This window comes from Citrobacter sp. VF227 (assembly GCF_052950715.1).
Window position 1 is genome coordinate 1 of the sequence record NZ_JBRFVF010000479.1, and the last position, 453, is coordinate 453.

At 67.5% G+C, this 453-nt stretch carries 1 protein-coding gene; it reads right to left on the reverse strand.

Features of this window, described 5'->3' with window-relative positions; translation table 11 throughout:
* A partial coding sequence (sctE, locus tag ACU8YC_RS27435; protein ID WP_446896318.1) for a type III secretion system translocon subunit SctE occupies positions 1-453 on the reverse strand: 453 nt, incomplete at both ends.

Consider the following 453-nt stretch of genomic DNA (forward strand, 5'->3'; position numbering starts at 1 on the left):
CACGCCGGTGGCGTAGACCTCGCGCTTGCTGCCGTCGCGCTCCATGCGCACGATGCCGCCGATGCCGTGCCGCTCGTACAGCTCCAGCTTGTCCTTGGGCGGCACGTTGTGCGGCTGGCCGAGGGAGATGGTGAGCTTGTTGTCCGGGCTGATGGCACAGACCCGCGCGCCGTGGTTGTAGCTCTCTTCATCCTTGGGGATCAGCTCGCCGGTCGGCACCACGATGTCCGCCGCCACGTCCGGCCCCTCGTAGAAGAACTCGGCGGCCGGGAACACCAGCACGCGGTTGTGCTCGGCGAACGCATCGACCGCCTGCTTGAGCAGATCGCCGAGCAGCTTGATGTCGTACATCGCTTCCTTGACGTCGGCGAGCAGGCCCATCGCCTTCGCGCGCTCGACGCCGACGACGATGCCGCCCGCCGCCTGCGACACCTGGTTGCCGACGTTCATCAC